General features: G+C 71.0%; 18 protein-coding genes, 1 tRNA gene and 1 pseudogene. 9 read left to right on the plus strand and 11 right to left on the minus strand.

Going from position 1 to position 22,325, the window contains the following annotated elements:
* Nucleotides 1–5: 5 nt before the first annotated feature.
* Together IF23_RS0109905 and IF23_RS0109910 are read right to left on the minus strand one after the other, a co-directional pair.
* A complete protein-coding gene (locus IF23_RS0109905; protein WP_030282010.1) occupies nucleotides 6–893 on the minus strand; it encodes a hypothetical protein in 888 nt (295 codons plus the stop codon).
* A complete protein-coding gene (locus IF23_RS0109910; protein WP_030282011.1) occupies nucleotides 890–2,170 on the minus strand; it encodes an ATP-grasp domain-containing protein in 1,281 nt (426 codons plus the stop codon). Before IF23_RS0109910 ends, IF23_RS0109905 begins: the two co-directional genes overlap by 4 nt.
* Before the next feature lie 397 nt (nucleotides 2,171–2,567).
* On the opposite strand from IF23_RS0109910, the gene IF23_RS31055 reads away from it, so the two are divergent.
* Nucleotides 2,568–2,921 (plus strand): hypothetical protein, encoded by a 354-nt coding sequence (locus IF23_RS31055; RefSeq protein WP_037677838.1) that lies wholly within the window; start codon nucleotides 2,568–2,570, stop codon nucleotides 2,919–2,921.
* Between the two features lie 40 nt (nucleotides 2,922–2,961).
* Here IF23_RS31055 and mscL read toward each other — a convergent pair whose 3' ends face one another.
* The 5 genes from mscL to IF23_RS0109940 form a co-directional block, all read right to left on the minus strand.
* On the minus strand, nucleotides 2,962–3,471 hold the full coding sequence (gene mscL, locus IF23_RS0109920) for a large conductance mechanosensitive channel protein MscL (protein WP_030282013.1): 510 nt from the start codon (nucleotides 3,469–3,471) through the stop codon (nucleotides 2,962–2,964).
* Between the two features lie 715 nt (nucleotides 3,472–4,186).
* Entirely contained in the window at nucleotides 4,187–5,020 is an 834-nt protein-coding gene (locus IF23_RS0109925; protein ID WP_030282014.1) for an S-methyl-5'-thioadenosine phosphorylase, read from the minus strand.
* A 78-nt stretch (nucleotides 5,021–5,098) separates the two neighbouring features.
* Complete coding sequence (locus IF23_RS32520) at nucleotides 5,099–5,443, minus strand: FmdB family zinc ribbon protein (protein ID WP_037677841.1); 345 nt, start codon at nucleotides 5,441–5,443, stop codon at nucleotides 5,099–5,101.
* Between the two features lie 68 nt (nucleotides 5,444–5,511).
* Nucleotides 5,512–6,807 carry an MFS transporter gene (locus tag IF23_RS0109935; RefSeq protein ID WP_030282017.1) on the minus strand — a complete coding sequence of 432 codons (1,296 nt, stop codon included), beginning with the start codon at nucleotides 6,805–6,807 and terminating at the stop codon, nucleotides 5,512–5,514.
* Nucleotides 6,808–7,094: 287 nt separating this feature from the next.
* Nucleotides 7,095–8,606, minus strand: a complete 1,512-nt coding sequence (locus IF23_RS0109940; RefSeq protein WP_245654941.1) for a potassium/proton antiporter — start codon at nucleotides 8,604–8,606, stop codon at nucleotides 7,095–7,097.
* Nucleotides 8,607–8,867: 261 nt separating this feature from the next.
* On the opposite strand from IF23_RS0109940, the gene IF23_RS0109945 reads away from it, so the two are divergent.
* Nucleotides 8,868–11,591, plus strand: coding sequence for a penicillin acylase family protein (locus IF23_RS0109945; RefSeq protein ID WP_030282021.1), 2,724 nt, complete (start codon nucleotides 8,868–8,870; stop codon nucleotides 11,589–11,591).
* A 125-nt stretch (nucleotides 11,592–11,716) separates the two neighbouring features.
* Here IF23_RS0109945 and IF23_RS0109950 read toward each other — a convergent pair whose 3' ends face one another.
* Nucleotides 11,717–12,310: a 5-formyltetrahydrofolate cyclo-ligase gene (locus IF23_RS0109950; protein WP_051739456.1), complete on the minus strand. Its 594-nt coding sequence runs from the start codon at nucleotides 12,308–12,310 to the stop codon at nucleotides 11,717–11,719.
* Nucleotides 12,311–12,397: 87 nt separating this feature from the next.
* Between IF23_RS0109950 and galU the strand changes: the two genes are divergently transcribed.
* From galU to IF23_RS0109985, 7 genes are all read left to right on the plus strand, one after another.
* Nucleotides 12,398–13,300 carry a UTP--glucose-1-phosphate uridylyltransferase GalU gene (gene galU / locus IF23_RS0109955; RefSeq protein WP_030282025.1) on the plus strand — a complete coding sequence of 301 codons (903 nt, stop codon included), beginning with the start codon at nucleotides 12,398–12,400 and terminating at the stop codon, nucleotides 13,298–13,300.
* Nucleotides 13,301–13,304: 4 nt separating this feature from the next.
* Nucleotides 13,305–14,621, plus strand: coding sequence for a molybdotransferase-like divisome protein Glp (gene glp / locus IF23_RS0109960; protein WP_030282027.1), 1,317 nt, complete (start codon nucleotides 13,305–13,307; stop codon nucleotides 14,619–14,621).
* A gap of 59 nt (nucleotides 14,622–14,680) precedes the next feature.
* Nucleotides 14,681–15,163 (plus strand): cyclic pyranopterin monophosphate synthase MoaC, encoded by a 483-nt coding sequence (gene moaC / locus IF23_RS0109965; protein ID WP_030282029.1) that lies wholly within the window; start codon nucleotides 14,681–14,683, stop codon nucleotides 15,161–15,163.
* A complete protein-coding gene (locus tag IF23_RS0109970) occupies nucleotides 15,160–15,660 on the plus strand; it encodes a MogA/MoaB family molybdenum cofactor biosynthesis protein (protein WP_030282031.1) in 501 nt (166 codons plus the stop codon). The genes moaC and IF23_RS0109970 overlap by 4 nt, the downstream gene beginning before the upstream one ends.
* Nucleotides 15,657–16,280, plus strand: coding sequence for a GNAT family N-acetyltransferase (locus IF23_RS0109975; protein WP_030282033.1), 624 nt, complete (start codon nucleotides 15,657–15,659; stop codon nucleotides 16,278–16,280). Before IF23_RS0109970 ends, IF23_RS0109975 begins: the two co-directional genes overlap by 4 nt.
* A 151-nt stretch (nucleotides 16,281–16,431) precedes the next feature.
* Complete coding sequence (gene sepX / locus IF23_RS0109980; protein ID WP_030282035.1) at nucleotides 16,432–17,481, plus strand: divisome protein SepX/GlpR; 1,050 nt, start codon at nucleotides 16,432–16,434, stop codon at nucleotides 17,479–17,481.
* A gap of 72 nt (nucleotides 17,482–17,553) precedes the next feature.
* Nucleotides 17,554–17,626 (plus strand) — tRNA-Ala (locus IF23_RS0109985).
* Nucleotides 17,627–17,698: 72 nt separating this feature from the next.
* On the opposite strand, the pseudogene IF23_RS35715 reads toward IF23_RS0109985, so the two are convergent.
* The 3 genes and pseudogenes from IF23_RS35715 to IF23_RS0110005 form a co-directional block, all read right to left on the minus strand.
* A pseudogene (locus IF23_RS35715) lies at nucleotides 17,699–18,765 on the minus strand (site-specific integrase).
* Entirely contained in the window at nucleotides 18,753–18,962 is a 210-nt protein-coding gene (locus IF23_RS0109995; RefSeq protein WP_030282036.1) for an excisionase family DNA-binding protein, read from the minus strand. The pseudogene IF23_RS35715 and the gene IF23_RS0109995 overlap by 13 nt, the downstream one beginning before the upstream one ends.
* 356 nt (nucleotides 18,963–19,318) lie before the next feature.
* Complete coding sequence (locus IF23_RS0110005; RefSeq protein ID WP_281179958.1) at nucleotides 19,319–20,122, minus strand: DUF3987 domain-containing protein; 804 nt, start codon at nucleotides 20,120–20,122, stop codon at nucleotides 19,319–19,321.
* Between the last annotated feature and the right edge of the window lie 2,203 nt (nucleotides 20,123–22,325).

Here is a 22,325-nt window from a genome sequence, read left to right on the forward strand (position 1 = left end):
CACGCTCACCGGCCGCTCCCCTCGCACCGGGCGTCGGCGGGCGACCCGCCGTAGCGGTACAGCGTGCCGGGCCCGCCGTCGAGCCAGAAGAACGGATACGGCTCCGCGCACACCGCGTGCACGCCCGCGCCGACGAAGCGGGGCAGCACCGCGCTGCCGGTCTGCGCGAAGAGCACCAGCGGCAGCCCGTGCGCGGCGGCCCGCGCGCGCAGCGGCCCGAACGTGCCGTTGCCGAGCGTCATCCCCGAGGCGAGCACCGCGTCACAGCCCCCGACGGCGCCCGCCGCCTCCCGCACCACCGCCTCGCCCCACTCCGTCACCCCGCCCTTCAGATCGCACGGCACATACGCCAGACCCGCCGAACGGAGCGCCTCCAGCAGCGAGTTGACGACGCCGACGACCAGCACCCGGCCCCCGGCGGGCACCACCGGCGCCAGCAGCTCCACGACGGCCCGCGCCCGCGCCCGGGACTTCTCCAGGGAGGTGCCCGCGGGCAGCGCCAGCGGCCGGGCCCCGTGCGCCGGGGTGTGCGGCAGCCGGTGCATCAGATACGCGTCGAGCGCGGCGGTCCGCACCACCGGCAGCGGATGCGTCAACAGCGTCGCCACATCCGCGCCCACCGCGTCCGTCACCGCCTCGGGCGGCAGCGCACCGGGCTCCGCCGCGCACGAGCCGACGGCCGCGCCCAGCCGCAGGCTCAGCACCTCGTTGCGGTAGCCGCCGGACCGCCCGTCGTGGCGCACCGCCTGGCTGGTGGCGAACGCCGTGGAGATCCGCACGTCCCGTGGATCCGGGCCGAACGCGCCGTCCAGTACGGCCTGTTGCAGCGTCTCCGGGTCCGGCCAGCCGGTGAGCGGGGCGGCGGCCGGGCGGACGGCGGGCGGGGCGCTCATCGCTCCACCGCCACACGCGGGCGGAGGGTGGCGAGCAGCTCGGCGACGCGGCTGCGGGCGTCACCGGGCGGCGCGCCGCTCCCCGCCGCCATGACGTGACCCAGATAGCCGTTGTTGTCGGCGGTGGCCCGCACCCGGGTGCCCGGCTCGGCCAGCACCACCTCCAGGACCCCGGGCGCCTCCGTCGGCTCCGGTTCCACCTCGCGCCCGGCCGGTCCGTAGCCGGTCAGTACGCCGTCGGACTCCGGCAGCAGGAACCCGATCGCCGCGTCCGGCACACCCGTCGGCCGGACCTCCAGGTCGGGCGTCTCGCCGAGCGCCAGGGCCACACAGGCGGCCGCGAGGTCGACGCCGGTGACATGGCGGACGAGTTCGGTGATGCGGTTGCCCGCCGGGCGCGGGTTGACCTCGATCACCCGGGGTCCGTCCGCCGTCAGCTTGATCTCGGTGTGCGCGACGAGTTGATCCAGCCCGAGCGCGTCGAGCGCGGCGCACGCGGTCCGTGCCGCCGCGGCGGTCTCCCCGGGGGCGAGCGCGGCGGGGAAGAGGTGCCCCGTCTCGATGAACGCCGGGGCGCCGCCCAGGCTCTTGTCGGTGACGCCGATGACATGGGTGACGCCACCGGTGGTCACGGTCTCGACGCTGACCTCGGGCCCCTCCAGCAGCTCCTCCAACAGGAGTGCGGGGGACCGCTGTTGGCCGCGCGCGTTGACCGGGAAGGCGGCCAAGGCGCGGTGTGCGGCGGCCAGCTCCCGCTCGTCGTCCACCCGCCGGACGAACATGCCCGCGCACAGGTCCACCGGCTTGGCCACCAGCGGATAGCCGATCTCCGCGGCGGCGCGGGCGGCGGCGGGCAGCCCGTGGCAGAGGGCGAACCGCGGCCCCGGCACCCCCGCCGCGGCGAGCGTCCGCCGGGTGCGGTCCTTGCGGCACGCGGCGGTGACGGCGTCCGCCTCCGGACCGGGCAGCCCCAGCTCCCCGGCGAGCGCGGCGACCGTCGGCAGGTAGTAGTCGCAGGAGCTGAGCACCCCGTCGAAGCTCAGCGTCCCGTGGAGCCGCCGTATGTACGGCAGCAGTGCGGCCGGGTCGTTGGTGTCGGCGGTGAGGACGTTGCGGGCGCCGAGCAGCGGGTGGGCGGTGCCCTCGGGGGCGGACCGCAGGTAGTGCCGGAGGTCCCGGGTGAGGAAGGTGAAGGTGTGCCCGGCGTCGGTGAGCGCCCGTGGCAGCAGTCGGCTCATCGAGCCCACCCAGCTCTCGACCATCAACAGATGTCCCATGACTCCCCATCGCCGCGAGATGCGCGGGCTCCCGGCGTCCGGGAACCCCGGAACGCGGTCCCGCAGTGACCCGGAGATCACGATAACGGTAATGATTTTCAGTGTCATGTTGGGGTGTGGTGACGGGCGTTCGCGGCCCTCGCCCCCGTACGCCCGCCGAAGGTCGCTCCCCGTAAGCCCCGAGCGGAAGCGAACCGTCCGTGCCCCGGCGGTGGTTGGCGAGCCGGTCGGTGCGCGAGCAGACGGCCGCGGATCTACGGGGAACGCGGCGCCCTCCGCCCGCGCGACGCGGCCCGGCCCGGCACGGTCACCGTGCCCGCCCGGACCGCCCGGTCCGCGGGGCGTCCCCGTCGCGGCCGCCGGGAGGCCGGGCCCGGGCCGGTCGTACCCTGAAGGGGTGAGCACCACCCCCGCATCCGACGACCCGGCCCGCCCCGGCGAGCCGCAGCCCGCGCCCGACGCCGCACCGGACCGGGACCGCCCGGCCCCGGACGGGCAGGCCGCGGACCAGGCACCCCAGGGCTCCGACCGGGCCCCCGACGAGGAGCAGGCGGCCCGGGACGCCGAGGAGGAGCGGGCCGCCGCCCGGCGCCGCGCCGCCCGGGCCGCGTTGATCTTCGACGATCCGCTCTCCCGCCGCTCCGACGACGACTCGGACCGCGGCTGGGGCGAGCGCCCCACCGGCGAGGCGGCCGACGCCGCCGCCGACCTCCGGCGCTTCCTCGACGAAAAACCGCCCCACCACCTCTGAGCGAGGCGGTGGAGCGGTCCGAGGCGTCCGCAGGGTCCGGCTACGGCTGGGACTTCTGCGTGATGACCGTTCCGACGGCGTCCGAGGCGGACGACGCCGAGGAGGAGCCGTTGCGCTGCGCGACCAGGGCGTCGCGGATCTCCGCCAGCAGCTCGATCTCGGTCTGCTCCGCCGGGGTCTCGTCCACCGGCTTGCGGGCGTCCACCCGCTCCTTCCACTTGTTCATCGGAAGGATCATGAGGAAGTAGACCACCCCGGCGGTGATCAGGAAGGTGAGCACCGCACTGAGGACCGAGCCCCACAGGATGTAGATCCCGTCGGTGAACTCGCCCGTCTTCTTGTCGACGACACAGGTGGTGAGGCAGGTCTTGTAGTTGTCGAGGTTCTGCGAGCCGAAGGCGCCCACGATCGGGTTGATGACGCCCTTCACCACCGCGTTCACGATGTTGGTGAAGGCCGCACCGACGACCACCGCCACCGCGAGTTCGATGACGTTGCCCCGCATCAGGAAGTCCTTGAATCCCTGCAGGACGCTCTTGCTCTCGCTCACCAGTGGGCCTCTCTCCATGCTCATTACGGACGGTGCGCCAACAAACAGCACCGCAACTTACGTCAGGGCGGGGCAGCGGTGTCCAGCCGTCCCACACGAACCAGTGAGCGGCCAGCGCGTCAGTACGGATCACATCCGGGGCGCCGCGGAAATATCGGGCGCGCTCCGGGCGGCGTGCGGCAGCGGCCCCGCCGCCCGGAAAAGTTTCGCCCGGCCGGGAAACCGACGCCACTCGATCTTGCGCCATGGACTACCGCCCCACCGGCGCCGCCGAAGCGGCACAACCGGCGCCCGACGGAGCCCGACCGGCGTCCGACAATTCCGCGAATGCCCATGTCGCGGCGGTGATCGCGAGCCCGGCGGCGGCCAGCCGCCAGCGCGGGGCCCGGCGCCACGGACCCCGGGCGCCGCCGAGCCGGAGCGGCGGGAAGTGGGGCACCTCACACGGCGCGGGCGCGGGCAGCGGCGCCGGAGGCGGGGCCGATCGGGCGGCCGGAGCGGCGGACGGGAGAAGCGGGGAGTGGGGCACGGGAGACACCGCCTGCGGTGAGGGAACGGGACCGACGCCACCCACCGTGCCCGCTCTCCCCGCCGCGCGTACGGGCCTGTGGACGGCCCCGGCGGATGTGGACAACTCCGCCACCCGCCGGAGGGACCGGCCCCGAAGAGGCGCGCCGCCCGGCGCTAACCGGCCCGCGGACCCCGCCCGGAGCCCCTACGGCAGCTCGATCCCCAGCTTCCAGCCGTCGTGCACCTCGGCGCACCCGCAGGTCCGGGCGTCCGTGGCCGGGAGGGCGCCGACCGCGTCGAAGAGGACCTCGCGCAACCGGCCGACGTTCTTCCCGAAGACCTCCAGAACATCGTGGTGGGAGACGCCCTCACCCGTCTCCGCGCCCGCGTCCAGGTCCGTGACCAGCGTCAACGAGGCGTAGCACAGGCCCAGTTCACGGGCGAGCGCCGCCTCGGGATGGCCCGTCATGCCGACCACCGACCAGCCCTGCGCGGCGTGCCACCGGGACTCGGCGCGGCTGGAGAAGCGCGGCCCCTCGATCACCACGAGCGTGCCGCCGTCCACCGCGTCCCACTCCCGGCCACGCGCCGCCGCCAGCGCCGCGGTCCGGGCGGCGGGGCAGTACGGGTCGGCGAACGGCAGGTGGAAGACGCGCGGGATGCTGCCGTCGGCGAGCGGGACGCCGTCGAAGTACGTCTGGGCGCGGGTCTTGGTGCGGTCCACGACCTGGTCCGGGACGAGCAGCGTGCCCGGTCCGTACTCGGGCCGCAGGCCACCCACCGCGCACGGGCCGAGGACCTGCCGGACGCCGACGGAGCGCAGCGCCCAGAGGTTGGCGCGGTAGTTGATGCGGTGCGGCGGAAGGTGGTGACCGCGACCGTGCCGGGGGAGGAAGGCGACCTGCCGCCCGGCGACCTCGCCGAGGAACAGGGAGTCGCTGGGGCTCCCGTAGGGGGTGTCCACCGTGATCTCGGTCACGTCGTCGAGGAAGGAGTAGAAACCCGATCCGCCGATGACGCCAATCTCCGCGTCAGCCATGCCGGTCAGCCTACGGGGTGCCACCACGCACCGGACCCCCGCCGTCGGTGCGACGGCGGGGGTCCGGGGAAGCGGGAATCAGGCGGCGGAGCTGCTGCTCGCCGAGCCCGAGGCGCTGCTCGTCGACGAGGACGAGGAGCTGGACGACGTACCGGACGACTTCGTGTCCGAGCCGGAGCCGGACGACGAGGAGTCGGAGGTGCCCGTCGAGGAGGAGGACTTCGCCGGGCTGCTGCTGGACGACGCGCCACGGCTGTCGTTGCGGTAGAAGCCGGAGCCCTTGAAGACGATGCCGACCGCGGAGAACACCTTCTTGAGGCGTCCCTGGCAGCTGGGGCACTCGGTGAGCGCGTCGTCGGTGAACTTCTGCACCGCCTCGTGGCCCTGGCCGCACTCGGTGCACTGGTACTGGTAGGTCGGCACTTGACTTCCTCCTGGCACTCTCACTCGATGAGTGCTAACGACGATCCATAGTGCAGTATTCCGGCCCGTCAGTCCACTGTGGCCGCCGTACGGTGACCGACTCCACGCTCCGCCGCCTCCTCCGCGGGCGCTGCGGACGGCGTCACCACCCGGCTCGCGCCCCGGGGCAGCAGCCGCGAGCGCAGCGCCAGCAGCACCGCCGCGGCCAGCGCGGTACCGGCCAGCGGCACCAGGAAACCGCTGCTCGGCGCGTAGGCGTCGGCCAGCCGCCCCGCCGACGTCGCCGCCGCTGCCTGGCCCAGCGCCACCGCGCCGGTCAGCCAGGTGAACGCCTCCGTACGGGCGCCCGCCGGGACCAGCGACTCCACCAGCGTGTAGCCGGTGATCAGCGCCGGGGCGATGCACAAGCCGATGACCAGGCCGTTCGCCGCCAGCAGCGGCACCGCGGTGATCGCCCACAGCGGGACGGTGGCCAGCGCCAGCAGCCCGTAGGCGACGAGCAGACGGCGGCGCGGGCCGGTCTTCCAGGCGATGGCGCCGCACGCGATCCCGGCGAGCATGTTGCCCGCCGCGAAGATGCCGTAGAGGACGCCGTTGATGCCGGGGCGGCCGATGTCCTGGGTGAACGCGGTCAGCGTGACCTGCATGCCGCCGAAGACCGCGCCGATACCGAGGAACGCCACGATCAGCACCCGTACGCCGGGCACCGACAGCGCCGAGACGCGCGGCGCGTCCTCCCGGTGGCCGCGGACCGGCGGCTGGCTGCGCCGCTGCGAGGCGAAGAGCAACCCGCCGGCCAGCGTCAACGCCGCCTCGGCGATCAGACCGGCGGCCGGGTGGACGCCGGTGCACAACGCCGTGGCCAGCACCGGACCGACCACGAAGGTGAACTCGTCGGTGACCGACTCGAACGCCGCCGCCGTCGGCAGCAGCGGACTGCCGCTCAGCCGGGCCGCCCAGCGGGCCCGCACCATCGGGCCGACCTGCGGCGTCGAGGCGCCCGTGGGCACCGCGACGGCGAGCAGCGCCCACAGCGGGGCGTGCGACAGGGCCAGCGTGATCAGCGCGGCGATGCCCGCGACGTGCACCAGTACGCCGGGCAGCAGCACCGCGCGCTGCCCGAACCGGTCGGCGAGCTTGCCGCTCTGCGGGGCGAACAGCGCCATCGCGACGCCGGTCGTCGCCGAGACCGTACCGGCGGTGCCGTACGAGCCGGTGGTGTGCTCGACCAGCAGCACGATGGAGATCGTCAGCATGGCGAAGGGCTGCCGGGCCAGGAAGCCGGGCAGCAGGAAGGTCCACGCACCGGGGGTGCGCAGCAGTTGTCCGTATCCGGGACGGGAGTCCTTGACCGCGGATGCCACGGCCGGGCCTTTCCGCTGCCTGGTAGCGCACGGCCGCGAGTGCTCACGGGTGGTGCGCCGAGAGCTGTCCTCTCGCGCAGGACCGAGTGATACCGCGTGGCCCGCACCGGGCCGCGGCCGCCGAGCGGTCGCGCCAGCTCTGCATCAGGCAGAGTGGTTCGTCGATGTGCTGAAGGGATTGTACAGGCCGGTACGGGCGGAGCCCTGGGATCGGCCAGGGCTCCACGGGGTTCGCCTTCGGATCGGTGGTGCGCCGCCGCACACCGGGGCGGCGCACCACCGATCCGTCAGTCGCGGGGGGCCTTCCGGCCGCCGGTGGTGGCGGGTGCCTTCCGCCGTCCGTGGCGGCGTACCGCCTCCACCGGCGCCTCCGCCACGGTGCCCAGCCAACCGGCGAGCTTGCCGCCCAGGGAGACGGCCTGGAGCCGCCGCTCCGCCGCGTCGCGGACCTGGTCGGTGGCGACGACCAGCAGCTCGTCGCCGCGGCGCAGCACCGTCGTCGGCGTCGGCACGAAGCTCTTGCCGTCCCGGACGACGAGGGTGACGGCGGCGCCGGACGGCATCCGCAGCTCCCCGACCTCCACGCCGTGCATCCGGGAGGTGGCGCCGATCGAGGTGGACAGCAGATGGCCGCGGAGCCGCTCCAGCGGCGCCGACTCGATGCCGAGATCGGCCGCCTCCTCGCCCTCGCCCAGCCGCAGCCGCCGCGCCAGCCACGGCAGCGTCGGTCCCTGGACGAGGGTGTAGACCACGACCAGGACGAAGACGATGTTGAAGACGCGTTCGCTGCCCGGGACGTGGCCGACCATCGGGATGGTGGCGAGGACGATGGGCACCGCGCCGCGCAGCCCGGCCCAGGACAGCAGCGCCTCCTCCCGCCAGGGCACCCGGAACGGCAGCAGCCCGAGGAAGACCGACAGCGGCCGGGCCACGACGGTCAGGATCAGGCCGATCAGCAGCGCGGGGACGATGTCGTCGAGGAGGTTGTGCGGCGTCACCAGCAGGCCCAGCAGGACGAACATGCCGATCTGGCCTATCCAGCCCAGCCCCTCGGCGAAGCCCCGGGTCGCCGCGGAGTGCGGCAGCTTGGCGTTGCCGAGGATCATCGCGGCCAGGTAGACGGCGAGGAAGCCGGAGCCGTGCGCCAGCGCGCCCGCGGCGTACGCCGAGACCGCGATGGCCATCACGGCGATCGGGTACAGACCCGAGGCGGGCAGCGCCACGTGCCGCATGCCGTACGCGCCGATCCAGCCGACGGCCAGGCCGACCGCGGCGCCGATCGCCAGCTCCAGGGCGATCTCGCCGATCAGGACGTACCAGTGCTCGACCGGTCCGGCGGTCGAGAAGGCGACGACGAGGATGACCACCGGGGCGTCGTTGAAGCCGGACTCGGCCTCCAGCACACCCGTCAGGCGGGACGGCAGCGGCACCGAGCGCAGCACGGAGAAGACCGCGGCGGCGTCCGTCGACGAGACCACCGCGCCGATCAGCAGCGCCTGCCGCCAGTCCAGCCCGGCGAGGTAGTGCGCCCCCGCCGCGGTGACCCCCACGCTCACCGCGACGCCGAGCGTGGAGAGCAACGCGGCACGGGGCAGTGCGGGCCGGATCTCCTTCCACTTCGTCCCGAGGCCGCCCTCGGCGAGGATCACGACGAGGGCGGCGTAGCCGAGCAGTTGGGTCAGCTCGGCGTTGCTGAAGTCCACGCCGCCCAGGCCGTCCTGCCCGAGGGCGATGCCTATCCCGAGGTAGATGAGCAGGCTGGGCAGCCCGCTGCGCGAGGAGAGCCGTACCGCGGCCACCGCGACGAGCAGTACGAGCGAGCAGAGCAGCAGGAGTTGGTTGAGATGGTCGACAGTCAGGAGCTGGTCCTTCCGCGCGCGGTCCGGTGCCGGGTCCGGGGCCTTTCCCTGGCGTAATCCTTACCGTATCTAGTTACTGAGGCTAACAATTTACCATTACTTGAACCTTGGATGCGCTGGTCATGACGCCGCGTAGGGGCCGCCCGACCCGTGGGCCTATCGTTGCTCCAGCACTCCCACCCTGCCCCTCGAAGGACAGAGATGCCCGCCAACAAGACCGGCCCAGCCCCCAAAAAGAAGAAGGGGCGGCGCGGCCGCCTCGTCGCCGTCGCGGTCGTGCTGCTGCTCGTGGCGGGCATCGCGTTCGGCGCCTTCTGGGGGGTGAACACCGTGCGGGCGTCGTTCCCGCAGACCACCGGGTCGCTCAAGCTCGAGGGCCTGACCGATCCCGTCGACGTCCGGCGCGACGCGCACGGCATACCCCAGATCTACGCCGACACCGATGAGGACCTCTTCCGCGCCCAGGGCTACGTCCAGGCGCAGGACCGCTTCTGGGAGATGGACGTCCGCCGCCACATGACGGCCGGTCGCCTCTCCGAGATGTTCGGCAAGGACCAGGTCGACACCGACGCCTTCCTGCGCACGCTGGGCTGGCACCGCGTCGCACAGCAGGAGTACGACACCAAGCTGTCGCCCGCCACCAAGAAGTACCTCCAGGCCTACTCCGCGGGCGTCAACGCCTACCTCAAGGACCACGAGGGCGCGGCCCTCTCCCTGGAGTACGCGGCGCTGGACTTCCAGAACGACTACAAGCCCGAGAAGTGGACGCCCGTCGACTCGATCGCCTGGCTCAAGGCCATGGCCTGGGACCTGCGCGGCAACATGCAGGACGAGATCGACCGCTCGCTGATGACGAGCCGCCTCACCCCGAAGCAGATCGCCGAGCTGTATCCGGCCTACCCGTACAAGCGGAACAAGCCGATCGTCGAGGGCGGCGCGGTCAACCCCGTCACCAAGGAGTTCGACCCCAAGGGCACCGGTACCGGCACCGGCACCACGAACGGCACCCCCGGCGGCGCCACCCAGGGCCTTCAGGCCCGGCTCTCCTCGCTCTCCTCCTCGCTCGACAAGATCCCGGCGCTGCTCGGCCCGAACGGCAACGGCATCGGCTCCAACTCCTGGGTCGTCGCCGGATCCCACACCACCACCGGCAAGCCGCTGCTCGCCAACGACCCGCACCTCGCCCCGCAGATGCCCTCGCTCTGGTACCAGATGGGCCTGCACTGCCGCACCACCGGCCCGAAGTGCAACTACGACGTGGCGGGCTACACCTTCTCCGGGATGCCCGGCGTGATCATCGGCCACAACCAGGACATCTCCTGGGGCATGACCAACCTCGGCGCCGACGTCACCGACCTGTACCTGGAGAAGATCACCACCGACGGCTACCTCTTCGACGGCCGCCGCCACCCCTTCACCACCCGCAAGGAGACCATCAAGGTCGCCGGTGGACCGAGCCGCGAGATCACCGTCCGCACCACCGACAACGGGCCCATAGTCTCCGACCGGAACGACGAGCTGGCCACCGTCGGCAAGCGCGCCCCCGTCGGCAACGCCGCCCCCGACCGCGGCGACGGCTACGCGATCTCGCTGCGCTGGACCGCGCTCGACCCCGGTAAGTCCATGGACGCCGTCTTCGAGCTGAACCGCGCCAAGGACTGGACGAGCTTCCGCAAGGCCGCCGCCGACTTCGAGGTCCCCTCGCAGAACCTCATCTACGCCGACACCAAGGGCAACATCGGCTACCAGGCCCCCGGCCGTATCCCGATCCGCGGCAAGGGCGACGGCTCCCTCCCGGCCCCCGGCTGGGACCCGGCGTACCACTGGACCGGCTACATCCCGCAGTCCGCGCTCCCCTGGGAGCACAACCCCGAGCGCGGCTACATCGTCACCGCCAACCAGGCGGTCGTCGACGAGAAGAAGTACCCCTACCTGCTGACCAAGGACTGGGGCTACGGCGCCCGCAGCCAGCGGATCAACGACCTCATCGAGTCGAAGATCAAGGACGGCGGCAAGGTCTCCACGGACGACATGCAGAGCTTCCAGCAGGACAACAGCAGCCAGATCGCCCGGATCCTGACGCCGTACCTCACCAAGGTCAACATCTCCGACCCGTACGTCCGCGAGGCGCAGCAGCTCCTCGACGGCTGGGACTTCACCCAGGAGCCGGACTCCGCGGCCGCCGCCTACTTCAACGGCGTCTGGCGCAACCTCCTCAAGCTGGCCTTCGGCGACAAGATGCCCAAGGAGCTGCGGGTCAAGGGCCAGTGCCTGACCGTCCGCCCGGCCGAGGGCAGCGGGCCCGTCGACGACCTCGACAAGTTCGTCCGCGAATGCGGTGAGCGCGCCCCCGACATGGCCCAGCCCGACGGCGGCGACCGCTGGTACGAGGTGGTCCGCGCCATCCTCGACGACCCGAACAACGCCTGGTGGAAGACCGAGGACCTGCCCGGCCACCCCGGCGACAAGAACCGCGACCAGCTCCTCGCGCACGCCATGAAGGACGCCCGCTACGAGCTGACCTCCAAGCTCGGCAAGAACATCGACAACTGGACCTGGGGCCGCCTGCACCAGCTGTTCCTGAAGAACCAGACGCTGGGCACCTCGGGCCCCGGCTTCCTCCAGGGCCTCTTCAACCGCGGCCCGTGGAACGTCGGCGGCGGCGAGGCGGCGGTCAACGCCACCGGCTGGAACGCCTCCGGCGGCTACGGCGTCACCTGGGTCCCGTCCATGCGGATGGTCGTCAACCTCGCCGACCTCGACAAGTCCCGCTGGATCAACCTCACCGGCGCCTCCGGCCACGCCTACGACGCCCACTACTACGACCAGACCGACAAGTGGGCCAAGGGCGAACTGCTCCCCTGGGCCTTCGGCGACGCCGCGGTCAAGAAGGGTACGAAGGACACGCTGACGCTCACCCCCTGAGCGCCCGAGCGAACGGCCCCGGCCCCCGCCCGCACCACGCGGACGGGGGCCGGGGCCGTTTCCGTCCCTGATGGCGGCAGCGGTTTCCGGTCAATGATCGACGGCCGGAAACCGACGCTCCCCGCTCACTCCCGCGCCGCGAACCGCCACACGCCCGACGGCGTCACCGCCGCGTCCACCGGCCGGTCGTGCACCTCCGCCGGGACCTCGTCCAGCACCTCGCCGTCGTGGAGCAGCACCACCGTCGCCGGACGCGCACCGGCCCGCTCCAGCCGCGCCAGCACCCGGTCGTACGAGCCGCCGCCGCGGCCCAGCCGCAGCCCGTGCCGGTCCACCGCGAGGCCCGGCAGCAGCACCGTGTCCGCCGCCGTCACCGCCTCGGGCCCCAGCCGCGGCCCGTCCGGCTCCAGCAGGCCCCGGCCCGCCTTCACCAGGTGCTCGGCGCCCTCGTAGCGGGCCCAGTCCAGATCGTTGTCGGGCAGCAGCACCGGCAGCAGCACCCGCGTCCCGGCCCCGCGCAGCCGCTCCAGCAGTGCGCGGGTGGACGGCTCGCGCCCCACCGACACGTACGCCGCGACCGTCCCGGCGTCCGCCAGCTCGGCCAGCTCCAGCGCCCGCCGCGCCAGTTCCGCCCCGGAAACCGCCGCGACATCGGACGGCAACGCTCTCCTCACCTCCAGGAGACGGCGCCGCAACCTCTGTTTCCTACCGTGATCCATGCTCACCGTGTGGCCTTGCTCCCGCTCTCAGGCAGTATTCACCGGACACTCATCATCCTTCCGTTTGGGCCGGTTATCGTTCTGCGCATGACCCCATCGCACCCCCGGATCAGCAAGGCCGTCATCCCGGCGGCCGGCCTCGGCACCCGCTTTCTCCCCGCCACCAAGGCCACCCCCAAGGAGATGCTGCCGGTCGTCGACAAGCCCGCCATCCAGTACGTGGTGGAGGAGGCGGCCGCCGCCGGCCTCTCCGACGTCCTCATGGTGACCGGCCGCAACAAGCGGCCCCTGGAGGACCACTTCGACCGCAACTACGAGCTGGAGGAGGCGCTGCACCGCAAGGGCGACGAATCCCGCCTCGGCAAGGTCCAGGAGTCCAGCGACCTGGCGACCATGCACTACGTCCGCCAGGGCGACCCCAAGGGCCTCGGCCACGCCATCCTCTGCGCCGCCCCGCACGTCGGCGACCAGCCCTTCGCCGTCCTCCTCGGCGACGACCTCATCGACCCGCGCGACCCGCTGCTCCAGCGCATGATCGACATACAGGAGCGGCACGGCGGCTCCGTCATCGCCCTCATGGAGGTCGACCCCGCCCAGATCCACCTCTACGGCTGCGCCGCCGCGACCCCCACGGGCGACGACGACGTCGTGGTCGTCTCCGATCTGGTCGAGAAGCCCGACGCGGCGCAGGCCCCCTCCAACCTCGCGATCATCGGCCGCTACGTCCTCGACCCGGCCGTCTTCGACGTACTGCGCGAGACCGCGCCCGGCCGCGGCGGTGAGATCCAGATCACCGACGCCCTCCAGACCCTCGCCGCCGACCCGTCCCTGGGCGGCCCGGTGCACGGCGTCGTCTTCAAGGGCCGCCGCTATGACACCGGCGACCGCGGCGATTACCTCCGTGCCATTGTCAGACTGGCATGCGAACGTGAGGACCTGGGCCCGGAGTTCCGGACCTGGCTGCGCAGTTACGTCACCGAGGAGTTGTAGGGCCTTGAGCGGTACCACCGACCCGACCCGCCGTCCGCACCGTGTCTGGTCGGTGGCCGACCATCTCGACGACGTCCTCGCCAAGGTCCGCCCCCTGGACCCGATCGAGCTCCAGCTGCTCGACGCCCAGGGGTGCGTCCTGGTCGAGGACGTCACCGTTCCGGCCGCCCTGCCGCCCTTCGACAACAGCTCCATGGACGGCTACGCGGTCCGGGTCGCCGACGTCGAGGGCGCCACGGAGGAGTTCCCCGCCACCCTCACCGTCATCGGGGACATCGCGGCGGGCAGCGGCGAGCCGCCCGCCGTCGGCCCCGGTCAGGCCGCCCGCATCATGACCGGCGCGCCCGTCCCGCCCGGCGCCGAGGCCGTCGTCCCCGTGGAGTGGACCGACGGCGGCAGCGGCGGCGGCCCCGCCGACTCCATGGCCGCCCGCGGCGCGTCCCCCGCGGGCGCCTCCGGCGAGGTCCGGGTGCACCGCCCGGCCGCCGCCCGCGCCCACATCCGCGCCGCGGGCAGCGATGTCGGCGCCGGTGAGCGGGCGCTGCGCGCCGGTACGGTCCTCGGCCCGTCGCAGATCGGCCTGCTCGCCGCCATCGGCCGCGGCACCGTCCGGGTCCGGCCGCGCCCCCGCGTCGTCGTGCTGTCCACCGGCAGCGAACTGGTCCAGCCCGGCGAGACGTTGGGCCCCGGCCGGATCCACGACTCCAACAGCTTCCAGCTCACCGCCGCCGCCCGGGACGCCGGAGCCATCGCCTACCGCGTCGGCGCCGTCGCCGACGACCCCGACACCCTCCGCGCCACCCTGGAGGACCAGTTCATCCGCGCCGACCTGCTGGTCACCAGCGGCGGCGTCAGCGTCGGCGCGTACGACGTGGTCAAGGAGACGCTCACCGACCTCTCCGCGGAGGAGGGCAGCGTCGAGTTCCGGCGGCTCGCGATGCAGCCCGGCAAGCCCCAGGGCTTCGGCCTCATCGGCCCCGACCGCATCCCGCTGCTCGCCCTCCCCGGCAACCCGGTCAGCGCCTACGTCTCCTTCGAACTCTTCGCCCGCCCCGCCATCCGTACGCTGATGGGCCTGCCCGACGTGCACCGCGCCACCGTCCCCGCCGAGTGCACCGAGGCGGTCACCGGCTCACCCGAGGGCCGCCGCCAGTTCCTGCGCGGCTCCTACGACCGGGACGCCGGTACGGTCACCCCCGTCGGCGGCACCGGCTCCCACCTCATCGGCGCGCTCGCCCACGCCAACGCCCTGATCGTCGTCCCCGAGGACACCACCGAGGTGGCCGCGGGCGACAGCGTCGACGTCGTCCTGCTCGGGTAGCCCTCGCGCCCCAGGGGTACGGTGTCGTCGCACAGGCGGCAGTGTGGAGCAGGAGAACGATGAGCAGCGGCCAGCAACACCTCACCCATCTCGACGCGGCGGGCGCCGCCCGGATGGTCGACGTCACGGCGAAGGACGTCACCGCCCGCACCGCCCGAGCCACCGGCCGCGTCCTGGTGTCGCCGCAGGTCGTCGCGTTGCTCCGGGGCGAGGGCCTGCCCAAGGGCGATGCGCTGGCCACAGCGCGGATCGCCGGGATCATGGGCGCCAAGCGGACCCCGGAGCTGATCCCGCTCTGCCACCCGCTCGCCGTCTCGGGCGTCACCGTCGATCTCACCGTCGCCGACGACGCCGTCGAGATCGCCGCCACGGTCCGCACCACCGACCGCACCGGCGTCGAGATGGAGGCGCTCACCGCGGTCTCCGTCGCCGCGCTGACCGTCGTCGACATGGTCAAGGCCGTCGACAAGGCGGCCGTGATCACCGACGTCCGGGTCGAGACGAAGACCGGCGGCAAGTCCGGCGACTGGAGCCGCGGATGAGCGCCCCGCGCGCCCTCGTCGTCACCGCCTCCAACCGCGCGGCCGCCGGGGTCTACCCCGACAAGGGCGGCCCGCTCCTCGTCGAGGGGCTGACGGCCATGGGCTTCGCGGTCGACGGCCCGCGCGTCGTCGCCGACGGCGACCCGGTCGAACAGGCCCTCCGCGAGGCCGTCGCCGCCGGGTACGACGCGGTCCTCACCACCGGCGGCACCGGCATCTCGCCCACCGACCGCACCCCCGAGGCCACCCGCGCCGTCCTCGACCGCGAGATCCCCGGCATCCCGGAGGCGCTGCGCGCCGCGGGCCGCGAGGCGGTGCCCACCGCGGTCCTCTCCCGTGGTCTGGCCGGGGTCGCCGGAACCACCCTCGTCGTCAACCTCCCCGGCTCGACCGGCGGCGTACGCGACGGCCTCGCCGTCCTCGCCGACCTCCTGCCGCACGCCGTCGACCAGATCCGCGGCGGCGATCACCCCAGACCCCCGCGGAGCACCCACTGAACGCGCCCTGGCCGGTCGTCCTCACGGACAACGACGTCACCCTCCGGCCGATAAAGCTGCGTGACCAGCGCGCCTGGCGCGAGGTCAACCGCCGCAACCGCGACTGGCTGCGCCCCTGGGAGGCGACGGTCCCGCCGCCCCCGCCCGGCATCCCCGTACCGCACCGCCCGACCTACCGTCAGATGGTCCGCCATCTGCGGGCGGAGGCGTACGCGGGCCGGATGCTGCCGTTCGTCGTCGAGTACCAGGGCCGTCTGGTCGGTCAGCTCACCGTCGCCGGGATCACCTGGGGCTCGATGTGCTCGGGCCATATCGGCTACTGGGTCGACCGCGAGGTCGCCGGTCGTGGCGTCATTCCGACCGCCGTCGCGCTCGCCGTCGACCACTGCTTCCGCGGTGTCGGGCTGCACCGCATCGAGGTGTGCATTCGCCCGGAGAACGCCCCCAGCCGCCGTGTGGTGGAGAAACTCGGATTCCGCGAGGAGGGGCTGCGCCCGCGCTATCTGCACATCGACGGCGCCTGGCGTGACCACGCGGTATTCGCGCTGACCGCGGAAGAGGTACCGGAAGGTCTGCTGAACCGCTGGCGGCGGCAGAAGCCCAGCACATCCCACAAATGAAATACCTGTTCGAATTAATCCACCGAATACCCACATTCGGAGAGTGCTGATCTCAACAATCACAAAAAAAGTTCGAGATATCAGCCAGATCGTGCGACACACCGGCTCAATTGGCGGATGGCCCCCCGCAAACCCCTCTACCGTGTGAGTCGTGAGAAGCAGCGGCCTCATCTACGCAGTCATCGTCGGGGCCTGGGCTGCCTACTTGGTGCCGATGTGGCTCCGTAGGCAGGACGAGCTGAACGAAGCGCGTCCCACGGAGCGCTTCAGTACGGCCATCCGGCTCCTCTCCGGCCGAGCGGCCATGCAGCGCCGCTACGACAAGGAGCAGGACGGCCTCGCCGACGATGCCGCCGACGAGCAGGAACCGGACCACCGGCCCGACGAGGCCGACATCCGGCCCTCCGGCGATCCCGCGACCGACCCCCGTACCCGGGTCGCCGCCCACCCGCCGCGCACCTCGCTCGCCGAGCGCGCCAAGCGGGCCAAGGTCCTCGCCCGCCGCCGACGCACCATCACGGTCCTCTTTCTCACCTTCACCGTCGGCGCGATCGTCGCCGCGGTCGGCGGCACCGCCTTCCTCTGGGCCCCCGCCGCCCCCGCCCTCCTGCTGAGCGCGTACATCGTCTACCTCCGCACCCAGGAGCGCCGCCGCTTCACCTTCACCATGGACCAGCGCAAGGCGGAGGCGGCGGCGCAACGGCTGCGGGAGGGCCGCCCCCGCCCTCCGCGGGCGGCGGACCAGCCGCCCGCCGCCGACCACCCGGCCGACCCCGTCGCTGACGCCCCGGCCGAACCCCACCCGGAGCCGCGCCCCGAGCCCGCCCAGACGGCCGGCCGCCGCGCCCTCGTGGAGGAGACCGACCACGCCGAGTGGGTCGACCAGCAGCGCGAACGGGAACGCCCGCACCCGGCCCCCGGCAGCTGGGAGCCGGTCCCCGTACCGCTCCCCACCTACGTCACCGCCCCGGTCGCCCCCCGCGCCACCAGCCACGTCGACCTCGACGCCGACGACGCCTGGAGCTCCGCCCGCTCCAGCGCCGCCGCCGAGCACCCCGAACCCCAGCGCCAGGACCAGCCCACCGGGTCCCGCCGTCCCCGGGGCCGCACCCCGCTGTTCGACCAGTACGCCTCCCCGGCGCCCACCGACCCCGCCGCCGACCCGGACGACTACGACCGCCCGCGCGCCGCGAACGAGTAGCCCCACGCTGACCAGCACGGGAAGCGATTTCCGAGCACCGCCGTCAAGGTGCTAGAGTTTCACACGTCGCAAGGGCCTGTGGCGCAGCTGGTAGCGCACCTCGTTCGCAACGAGGGGGTCAGGGGTTCGAATCCCCTCAGGTCCACCGACGTGAGAGCCCCTGCCGGAGAGATCCGGCAGGGGCTCTTTCGCGTCGTACAGCAGCGAAGTACAGCAACTACCCCTCGGGGGCGACCTGGCCGCCGAGGTGCTTCCCAAGCTTCCGCAGCGCCTTCCGCGTCGACTCGGACGGAACGTGCGTATAGATCTCCATCGTCACCGCGATCTTGCTGTGCCGCAGGATCTGCATGGCGATCCGGGGGTGCACGTCGAGCGCACCGCAGGTGTGCCGGGTGTCATGCAGCGGATCTTCCGCACACCGGCCTTGGCCGACCGGGCGTCGAACGCCCGGTTGAAGTTCCGCGGCTCGATCGGGGTGCCGTTGCGTGTGGTGAAGACGAAGCCGGAGTCCGTCCAGAGTTCGCCGCTGCCTGCTTGGCCGACTCCTGGGCCTTGCGCCGGAGCTGGAGCGCCGTCATGCAGATCTCGGGGAGCGGCAGGACGGCCGCCGAGGCTTCGGTCTTGGTCTCGTCGTGCACCAGGCGCCGGGCGATGCGCTGCAACTGCTGCTCCACCGTGGTCTCCCCGGCATCCAGGTTCACGCTGTTCCAGGTGAGGCCCAGCACCTCGCCTTCGGCGGAAGCCCATCACCAGGATGAGCACATAGGCCGGGTACAGCGGATCAGCGGCAGAGCGGGCGGCTACGGGCGGCGCGGACTTTCACCAGGCCGGCCACGTTCTTCGCGATCAGCTCTTCGCGCATGGCATTGCTGAGGGCGGAGCGCAGCACTGGCACTCATCCAGAAGCTTGTTCAGCCACGCCCGCACGTCGCGCACCGAAAGTTTGTCGAGCCGCTTCGTACCGAGCCCGGGAGCGATGTACAGGCGGACGTGCATCTTGTACGTCTCGGCTGCCTTCGGCTTCAGCGCGGGGTCCACCACTTCCTTCAACCAGTAAGCGAGGTACTGCCGGAGCATCGGCGACTTGGTGTCCACCGGCCTCTTCTTCGCTTCACCTTGGAGCTTGATCCACTTGTCGTGGACCTCGTCCCGGGTCTTGCCGTAGACGTACTTGCGCTTCTTCCGACCGTCCGGTGTGGTGACCCAGACGTACGCGGCGAAGCCGTTCTTGTACGGGTAGATCGAGCCTTCGCCGTTGCCACGCTTGCCGCTCACGCGGACCACTCCATTTCTGCCTCACGGGCGAGGCGTTCGACGTACTCGTCGACCCAGCGGGGGAGGATGCGGCGGTTGCGGCCGTCCTTGACGGAGCGGATTTCGCCGGTGAGCACGAGCATCTTGGTCTTGGAGAGGCCGTAGCCGAGCATCTGCGCGACTTCGGCGGTGGTGTACCACTTGGGCTGGATCACGGTCACAGCCATGTCGTGGCTCCTTCCTCGCCGAGCCTCGCCAGGGGCTTCGCCGACTCTGTTGCGGTTCTGCTGGAGGTCGCGGACGGCGCGGTGCATGTCGATCTCGTCGACGGCTTCGGGGAGTCTGAGCATTTCGGCCTTGGGCAAGGGCGGTGATCCTCTCGATGGGGGAGGCGGAGGGCGGGCGTTAAGGGCGGTAGCGGCGGTAAGCCGTGTGACCTGGGGTTTCGAGCGGGCGGTATGTGGGGCGGTGGGCGGTGCGGTAAGCGAGGGGCGGCTGGCTTTCCGTGCCCTGGTCGCACCGCTTTCCGCGCCGGTGTTTCCGCAGGTCAGGACGCTTGCCGCCGATCTCGCCCTTAGCGTCCTCAGCCCGCGTACTTCACGATCGTTGTGGGGCGGCCACCGGTGGGTTTCTGGTGGCGGGTGTAGGTGGGGAGGTCGAGGAGTTGGGCTACGAGGCGGTCGCGTTCGGGGCGGGTGGCGTTTTTGAAGAGGCGGCGGATGCGGTCGGCGGTGAGGCCGTCGGGGTCGGCCGCGCGGACGGCTTCGGCGAGTTTGTTGACCTTGGGGTCGCCGGTGGTGCCGCCGAGGAGGTGGATGGCGGATGCGCGGGCGTAGTTGAGGAGTTGCCACGCGGCCCGCAGGTGGGTTTCGGAGATGGTGGCTGTGTGGTCGCACAGGGCGTAGACCATGGCGACGCGCTGGACGTACGGGGCGGCTCGGGCGGTGAACTGTGTGATGACGCCGCCGGCGGCGTCGCCGCTCAGGGCCGGGTAGACCCCCTCGCAGTACAACTCCCATGCCAAGGCGCTGAATTCGACCTCATCAACGCGGGCCGCGTCGGCGAGGACGGTGCGCCAGCTGGCCGCGAGGTTGGTGATCAGCTCGGCACTGGCGCCCCGCGACCCGGGCAGGATCAGGTTGCGGTGGCAGAAGACCGGCAGGAAGCGGTTGTACGTGCCGCCCGCCATCTCGGAGTCCTGCATCTTGGCCCGGAACTCCTCCAGGGTGATGTGTCCCAGGATCGCGATGTGCGGGTCGGTCGCTTTGAGGGAGTCGCGGACCATCGAGCTGAGGGAGTCGCCGTCCCATGCCTGGCGCAGGACGCCGGGGAGGCTGGAGCCTTCGCGTCGTCCGCGGCTCATGGTGACGGCGTACTCCGATTCCACGACCCATAGCCGCTTGTCGATGCTGGCGGGGGCGGCGGTCTCGCCGGTGTCGTCCTTGACGTACCCGATGAGTCCTTCGCCGCTGTTCAGGCCGCGTGGGGTGTGGTCGGGGCCGAAGAAGTCCGGCAGGGCCTCGGCCAGGACGCGCCGGGCGGTGGAGGTCGCGGAGCCCTTGCGGCCGGAGGAGGTGGGGCCGATGGTCAGGGCCCAGATGAGGGAGAGGGCGGTAGTTGCCCACCATGAGTCCAGCTCGCGGAGGCGTTTTTGGCTTCTATGGATTCAGCCCCTCGCGCTGACGCCCTGAAGGCTTGGGAAAATAAATCGGGAGAATGACTCCAAGAGACCTTGGCGAAATTTCCCAAAATGACTATCCCGAGGCTCTGGTTCTGGCATTGAATGGCAGGGCTTACGAACTCACCGGTAAGTAATATTTTGATGGAATTTGCGTGCTGACTAGAGCCTGGAGTGGCTGATAAGAAGATGTAGAGGCGGTAGGCGTGTAGTTTTGCACTGCCCGGGAGGCTCGCTCCAACTGTTCCGGGTTGGTACAGGAAAATGGTGGTTGCCGTGGGCAGCTGGCGTTGATTCTGGATTTCGTGGCGATAATTTCACTTCCCTGCGATTAGGATTAGGGGGCGGTAGCGCTATGACCGCCATGCCTGCGGCTGTAGTGCTGCAGTAGATTAGCGCAAATCCTGCTATTCTGGAAGCGGCTGCGTCGGGGAGGTGCAACTCTGAGGCTTCCGATCGCCTGTAATTGAAGAGCGCTGCGATACCATAACTAACATGCTGAGAATTGATGTTTCGTGCCGGAATCGCAGTGCGCCCCGCATGGCTTCGGATGCAGTGCCAATCCCGAGCGCTTCGATGTCCTCGCCCATTTTTCTCAGCGCCTTGTCGGCCTTTGCGTGCTGCCGTCTGGCCATCCACCGTGGTAACTACAGTAACTGATCCCGAACATGGTCGATCATGTAGAACAGTGGGACGTTCGGTGCTGGCACCTCGTGCCTCTAACCGCGAACTGGGCCGTGTGAGAGCGGTGTGCGAACCTTTAGCCTGCAAGAATGCCGGGTGTGCAGGGCCCTCCGGGCTCTTGCCGTGAGCAGCGAAGCGCAGCAACCGCGGTCACCGTCAGCGGCCGTCACTCCCTTTGGTAGGCAAGTTGACCAGGCCAAATGACTTTGATGACCGTAGTTCGCAACGAGGGGGCAGGGGTCCGAATCCCCTCAGGTCCACCGACGAGGAGTCCGGGGAGTCGTTCTCGAGTCGCCCACGAGATCCCGACCAGACAGTCATGGTTGGCCGGATCTCGGCGTTTGACGCAAGCAGAATGGAAGTTGTTCCGGAAAGCGCGACTTCGACTCCTGGAATTGACTGGGGAGGGAACGCTGGCATGCCCTGAGAAATGGGCAGGCGTGGCGTCAGATTTCAATGATCTCGCGACATGGCCCTCTTCGGATGTACTCCAGGGTGTTTTGCGGATCCTCCTGCAAGGGTAGATGTGCGCGCACGTTCTTGCTCCTGCAGTCGCCGGTAGAGAGCGAGAAGTTTACGAGTGGAAGCACCCCACTGTTGAGATGGTGCCTGATGGTAGTTCTCAGAATCGTCCTGTGGTTTTCAGAGCCGGTAGTAAAATCAAGGGGAATGGGCTGGGGGAGTCCACGAGGCATAGCTCGCTGTTGACACGGCCGCTTATAGAGAAGCTGCGTACGTGGGTCCGCTCTGGCTGGCTCACGCTGGCCTTCCGGGTATGGCGCCCAATTCCCTATCCGGGGTGTGCAGGACTGCGCCAATGGTTAGCGGACGGGCGTCTGGCTTGAACGGGTCCGACAAGGGCAGTGGCGGTTAGTGCAGTGATCTAACCACCCCCTGTCGCCGCCCTTACGTGCCAATTGGCGCTCGCTTCGACCAAGGAGTGCGTGCACGGGAGGGGAGGCATGATCGACTCGGCACCGCGGCTGCGGTACCGATGGGCATGTCACTGCGTCAGTGGTGCATCAGCCGCTTGGCAGAAGATGGCTACCGGAGCGATGGCGAGTCGATTTGTGGGTCCCTTGATTCGGCTCACAGGTAAACTTGCTCTACACCCCTCTTGCTACGCGGAGCCGACTGCAGAATTTAAACGGAACCGCGTTGAGCAATCTCTCAAACGACCTCAGGGAAGTTGGGATCGGCTGTAGAGAACACTGGCTGCTTCTTTATC

Origin of the sequence: Streptomyces catenulae (genome assembly GCF_000718015.1) — a bacterium.
Lineage (GTDB): Bacteria > Actinomycetota > Actinomycetes > Streptomycetales > Streptomycetaceae > Streptomyces > Streptomyces catenulae.